Source organism: Thiocapsa sp. (genome assembly GCF_011390875.1).
Classification (GTDB): domain Bacteria; phylum Pseudomonadota; class Gammaproteobacteria; order Chromatiales; family Chromatiaceae; genus Thiocapsa.
Map to the genome: position 1 here is coordinate 1 of NZ_JAABRP010000238.1, position 4,137 is coordinate 4,137.

Sequence of the window (4,137 nt, forward strand, 5' to 3'; positions counted from 1 at the left end):
TGATCGCCTACAACGGTATCGGGATCCGGTTCATCAATGACTGGCAAGGCAACGTCCTGACCGGAAATCGGTTCAAGGGCAATACCACGCAGGTCGTAGTGGAGGGCGGCAAGACCGCCAATCGCAACACCTGGGACGGCAATTACTGGGACGACTACGAGGGATTCGACCGCAACGACGACGGCGTCGGCGACTCGCCGCATGCCATCCAAGCCTTCGCCGATCGGCTCTGGATGGACGTACCTCCGGCGCAGTTCTTCAAGGGGTCCCCGATGCTCGAAGTCATCGATTTCCTCGAGCGGCTCGCCCCCTTGTCGACCCCGGACCTTCTGGTGCGCGACGCGCATCCGCTGTGGAACGCCGATACCGAGGTCGTGCTCGCCGTGCCGCAAGCCGGATTGGCTGGCGGGTCGGATTGGGAGCTGGATCCGGATGTGGAGCCCGAGGCACCCGCCCCGGATGCCGAGCCGGGCGGCTATGACGCTTATGAGGCGCTGCGCCGCTCGCTCGGGCGGGACTAAGAGGTGGAGCGAAGATGAAAGAGCAATCGACGGCCAAGCCGAAGGCTCGGCGCAAGACAAAGAAGCTGCGCGAGCAGGGACGACGCGAGTTTCTGCGCAGCACCGCCCTCCTCGTCGGTATGGTCGGTGCCTCGCTCGTCGGACTCATCCCGCTGATCGGACAGGCCAACGCGCGTCTGCGTCCACCCGGTGCGCTCAAGGATCGGCTCGACGAGCAAGAGTTCTTCTCCGCCTGCATCAAATGCGGTCAGTGCGTGCAGGTCTGTCCGGTCGAAGCAATCAAGCTGGCCGACATCGACGACGGTGTCGGTCTTGGCGTGCCCTACATCGAGGCACGCAATCAAGCCTGTGACTTCTCCTGCGACGGGCTGCAATGCGTACTGGCCTGTCCAACCGGGGCGCTGACGCACGACATCGACTATCCCGCCGAAACGCGGATGGGGTTTGCGCGACTCGCCCGGCCCGGCCGCTGTCTCGCCGTGCGCGGTCAACCCTTCAAAGGCGCGGCGCGCGGCAAGGATCACCCCGCGTTGCTGCGCTTCGAGTCCGTCGACCGCTGGAATCCGATCCCGCTGGCCGAGCATCCGTTCGACTTGCCGCTGTGCGATCTGTGTGTCCGACTCTGCCCGATCGAGATCCGGATCGCCCAATGCGAGGCCGGCACGCCGCCCTCCGGCGATCCCAATCAGTGCCCGCCGCTGCATGCCATCCGGATGCAGCCGATGCCGAACGGACGCGCCGCGACACCAGTGGTCGAAGACGGCTGTGTCGGGTGCGGGGTCTGCGAGATGGTCTGTCCCGCCGAACCCGCCGCCATCGTCGTGGACATCCACCGGAGCGCCGACTTCCAATGAGCTACTTCGTCGACTCGCTGCGCCAGCTGGTGGGACTCAAACCGGTCAAGCCTGCACCCGAGCAGATCCCGATCCCGATCAAGACGATCTACAAGGAGAAGCGCGAAACGCCGTTGACACGCGAGGCGCTCGAAGCGGCAGAGGCTGGGCATGCGCGCAGCGCAAACCGCCACAAATGGCGCAATCGCCGCTGGATCACCTTGATCGTCGTAAATCTCCTGTTCGTGGTGTCTTATGTGCTCGATGTACAACTGGTCGAGGGCGCGCTGACCGCCTCGCGCGTCATCGGCTTTCACCTGGCCGATCTGAACTCGGCGCTGCAGGTCACGCTCGCCTACAAGCACATCGTCATCAACCTGCTGATCGGAACCCTGACCGTCCTGGTGCTCTGGATCCTGCTCGGCGGGCGGACCTTCTGCTCCTGGGTTTGCCCCTATCACCTTGTCGCCGAATGGGCCGAGTCCCTGCATCTGTGGCTCGCCAAGCGCGGCTGGGCGATCGACATCCAGTTTCATCGTACCGTCCGGGCGGTCTTCTACGTCGTCTTCGCCTTGCTCGCGCTGTTGACCGGCTACACGGTCTTCGAGACCATTTCTCCGACCGGGATCCTCAGCCGCGCGCTCATCTACGGTCCCGGTCTGGCGCTGCTCTGGATCCTCGCCCTGCTGGCCTTCGAGGTGCTGCTCTCGCGCCGGGCCTGGTGTCGCTATGTCTGCCCGATCGGTATCACCTACGGTCTAGTCGGTGTCATCTCCCCGCTGCGGGTGCAGTACAACATGCAAAGCTGCCATCACGAGGGCGACTGCCGCGGCGTCTGCATGGTGCCGCATGTGCTTGATGTGACCATCCGTGGTCGGGCGAAGGGACTCACCACCGACATCGGTGCGGACTGCACCCGCTGCGGTCTCTGTGTGGACATCTGCCCGACCAGCTCGCTGAGCTACACATTCAAGGGACTGGAGAAGGCCCTATGATCCGTTTCGAGCAGGTCAGCAAACGCTTTCGTCGCCAGACCGTCCTCAAGGGGATCGACCTCGTCATCAAGCGCGGACATCGCGTGGCCCTGGTCGGCTCCAACGGGGCCGGCAAGACCACCCTAATCCGCTGTCTGCTCGGGGAGTATGTCTGCCAGGGCAAGGTCCGCGTCGATGATCGGGACCCGCGCGAGCACCGGCGCGAGGTGCTCGGCAAGATCGGCTTCGTGCCGCAGCTGCCGCCGCCGCTCAAGATGCCGGTCGGGCAATTGCTCCAGTTTGCCTCCGGGGTCTGCGGCGCGGATCCGCGCCGCATGGAGGCGGTCGCGACAAGGCTCGGGCTGGATGCGAAGGCGTTTCGGCACCAGCCCTTCGTGAAGCTCTCGGGCGGCCAAAAACAGAAGCTCTTGATCAGCATCGCCCTGGGTCGGGATACCGAGCTGCTGGTCATGGACGAGCCCGCCGCCAACCTGGACCCCGACGCGCGGCACATCTTCTTCGAGCTCCTCGCCGAGCGCCAGGAGCAGGTCGCCATGCTCATCTCCAGTCACCGTCTCGACGAGGTCGCCGCACTCGTGAACCGGGTCATCGAGATGGACCAGGGCCTGGTGGTGCTCGACGATCGCGTCGCGGACCTGGTCGATCTCACCAGCCGTCTGCGCTGCCGTCTGGTCCTGACCCGGGCCGACGATGCCTTCGCGCGGGCGGTCACGCCTTGGGGTCTGCGCAGCAACGATCAGGGCATCACCTGGGAAGGCTGGGTCGCCGGCGCCGATCGGCTGCGGTTCCTCGGGCTCTTATCGCGTTATGCGGCGCTGCTTGATTCCATCCGATTGGATGCGGCGAGCGAGCCCGAGTTGGCGGAGGTGCGGTATGCGTGAACCGCGTCCGGCAGGATATGAATCGGTCCCGCATGAGCGGTTGGTCCGCGCCGATCAAGAGGCGTCGCAGTCGACGCGGTTCAATGATTTATTTCTTCCTGTTCCAGGGCACGTCCAACACGGATCGCTCGGGGTGAACCGGGAGGCGAGTCTGACGCGGATCGAGCCGTTATTTGGCGCCTACGGTAAACGACTTTGCGCCGGGGTTCTCGTGGCCATGCTCACGTTCGTCCTCTCCGCCTGCGGCGGCGATCCGGGACAGGGGCCGGTCGAGGTGAAATGGGACCGCGATGCGTGCGAGCGTTGCCGCATGGTCCTCTCGGATCGCTTGCACTCTGCTCAGGTGCGTGTCCCGATGCCGGACGGGCGCTCGCGCGTCTATCGCTTCGACGATATCGGATGCGCCCTGATCTGGCTCGAAGAGCGTGCGGAGCGCGACAACCCCGCCACCGAGATCTGGGTGAACGACTGGCGCACCGGCGACTGGATCGATGCGCGCACCGCGACCTATCTGCGCGACCAGGTTACCCCGATGGAATATGGCTTGGGCGCTCAATCCGCGCCTGCATCGGACGCCCTCGACTTCGAGCAGGCCAAGGCGCACATCTTCGATGTCGAAGCCCGCTTCAACGTCCACGGGGGACACCTTCACCCCCGAGAACCCTGAGACCGACAGAGATCCTGCCGGGATTCGCGAGGGACGATGCCGCGATGATCGCCGGCCGACATCCCGAGTTCGGTTAGTGACGGTTCAGAAACAAGGTGAACGCCTTGATGAACAGGTAGGATGGGTAGAGCGAAGCGAAACCCATCCAGCCCGCGCCAAGGGCATCGGACTGACACCCTGCAATGCGGCGGTTTGGAGGATGGGTTTCGCTTCGCTCTACCCATCCTACGTGTTTCGGTT

The 4,137-nt window shown here is 64.6% G+C and carries 5 protein-coding genes; all 5 read left to right on the forward strand.

Annotated elements, in window-relative coordinates; translation table 11 throughout:
• The coding region (locus tag GPT33_RS15990) for a NosD domain-containing protein (RefSeq protein ID WP_363929425.1) at positions 1-521 on the forward strand (521 nt) is incomplete at its 5' end.
• Between the two features lie 14 nt (positions 522-535).
• Positions 536-1,375, forward strand: coding sequence for a 4Fe-4S binding protein (locus GPT33_RS15995; protein ID WP_296810802.1), 840 nt, complete (start codon positions 536-538; stop codon positions 1,373-1,375).
• Positions 1,372-2,349: a NapH/MauN family ferredoxin-type protein gene (locus tag GPT33_RS16000; RefSeq protein ID WP_296810805.1), complete on the forward strand. Its 978-nt coding sequence runs from the start codon at positions 1,372-1,374 to the stop codon at positions 2,347-2,349. The genes GPT33_RS15995 and GPT33_RS16000 overlap by 4 nt, the downstream gene beginning before the upstream one ends.
• The gene (locus GPT33_RS16005; RefSeq protein WP_296810808.1) at positions 2,346-3,230 is read left to right on the forward strand and encodes an ABC transporter ATP-binding protein; all 885 of its coding nucleotides are present in this window, start codon (positions 2,346-2,348) and stop codon (positions 3,228-3,230) included. Before GPT33_RS16000 ends, GPT33_RS16005 begins: the two co-directional genes overlap by 4 nt.
• Before the next feature lie 217 nt (positions 3,231-3,447).
• Positions 3,448-3,897, forward strand: coding sequence for a nitrous oxide reductase accessory protein NosL (locus tag GPT33_RS16010; RefSeq protein WP_296810810.1), 450 nt, complete (start codon positions 3,448-3,450; stop codon positions 3,895-3,897).
• Positions 3,898-4,137 lie beyond the last annotated feature (240 nt).

Coding starts and splice junctions, on each gene's coding strand:
- GPT33_RS15995 (WP_296810802.1), top strand. CDS start 536: ATGAAAGAGCAATCGACGGCCAAGCCGAAGGCTCGGCGCAAGACAAAG.
- GPT33_RS16000 (WP_296810805.1), top strand. CDS start 1,372: ATGAGCTACTTCGTCGACTCGCTGCGCCAGCTGGTGGGACTCAAACCG.
- GPT33_RS16005 (WP_296810808.1), top strand. CDS start 2,346: ATGATCCGTTTCGAGCAGGTCAGCAAACGCTTTCGTCGCCAGACCGTC.
- GPT33_RS16010 (WP_296810810.1), top strand. CDS start 3,448: ATGCTCACGTTCGTCCTCTCCGCCTGCGGCGGCGATCCGGGACAGGGG.